The organism is Methylobacterium sp. J-092 (genome assembly GCF_022829325.1).
In the GTDB taxonomy this organism is placed as follows: domain Bacteria; phylum Pseudomonadota; class Alphaproteobacteria; order Rhizobiales; family Beijerinckiaceae; genus Methylobacterium.
Map to the genome: position 1 here is coordinate 1 of NZ_JAKSXU010000021.1, position 891 is coordinate 891.

General features: G+C 63.2%; 1 protein-coding gene and 1 pseudogene. One reads left to right on the plus strand and one right to left on the minus strand.

Annotated features, from left to right (window positions below; all coding sequences use genetic code 11):
* On the minus strand, positions 1–183 hold a 183-nt coding region (locus MKK60_RS00375), incomplete at its 3' end, for a DedA family protein (protein WP_409567343.1).
* 238 nt (positions 184–421) lie between these two features.
* On the opposite strand from MKK60_RS00375, the pseudogene MKK60_RS00380 reads away from it, so the two are divergent.
* A pseudogene (locus MKK60_RS00380) lies at positions 422–891 on the plus strand (transposase); the annotation flags it as partial.

Below are 891 nucleotides of genomic sequence, written 5' to 3' on the forward strand. Positions count from 1 at the left end.
GGCGGCGATGATCAGCGCGATGTTGAGGTTGCCGGTGCTGCCGGCATAGACGGCCGAGGAGATCAGCACGGTCTCGCCCGGCATCGGCACGCCGGCGCTCTCCAGGGTGATGATGACGAAGATCGCGACGTAGCCGTAGGAGGCGATCAGGTCGGCGATCGGCAGTTCGTGCAGGAAGGACATGCGGGCCCCGAGGTTGGACGGCCCGCAATTTGTTATGAAAGATGGCCATCGTAAGGGCGCGGCAGGGTTCGAGCATGTCGCGCGACTAATTGCGATCCGCTTCATCCCACGTCTGGCGGTTCGCGCGAAGCGGCCTGCTCGCGCATGATCGCCACCAGCACCAACACAGCGATTTGGTCAGCCCCCATTGAAGTGGTCCGTGCTTTGGTATGGCATTTGAGCCCGGAGGACGGACAAGATGGCCAAGCACCCGAAGCCCGAGGAGATCGTCGCGAAGCTGCGGCAGGCGGACGTGCTGATCTCACAGGGCCAGAGCGTGGCCGATGCAATCCGCGCGCTCGGTGTGAGTTCGGTGACATACTCCCGGTGGCGACGTTAGTTTGGCGGCCTGAAGTCGGATCAAGTTCGACGGATGAAGAGTCTTGAGACCGAGAATGCTCGGCTTCGAAAAGCCATCGCCGATTTGACGCTGGACAAGCTGATCCTGCAGGAGGCGTCCCGGGGAAACTTCTGAGCCCTGCGCGCCGACGCGCCTGTGTCGAGCACATCATGCGGACGATGACCGTCTCCGAGCGCCGTGCCTGCAGGGCGCTCGGACAGCATCGCTCGACACAGCGCAAGGTACCGCGGGGCCGCGATGATGAAGAGGCGCTGACGGCCGATCTCGTGGCGTTGGCTGAGAAGTACGGACGCTATGGCTACCGCAAG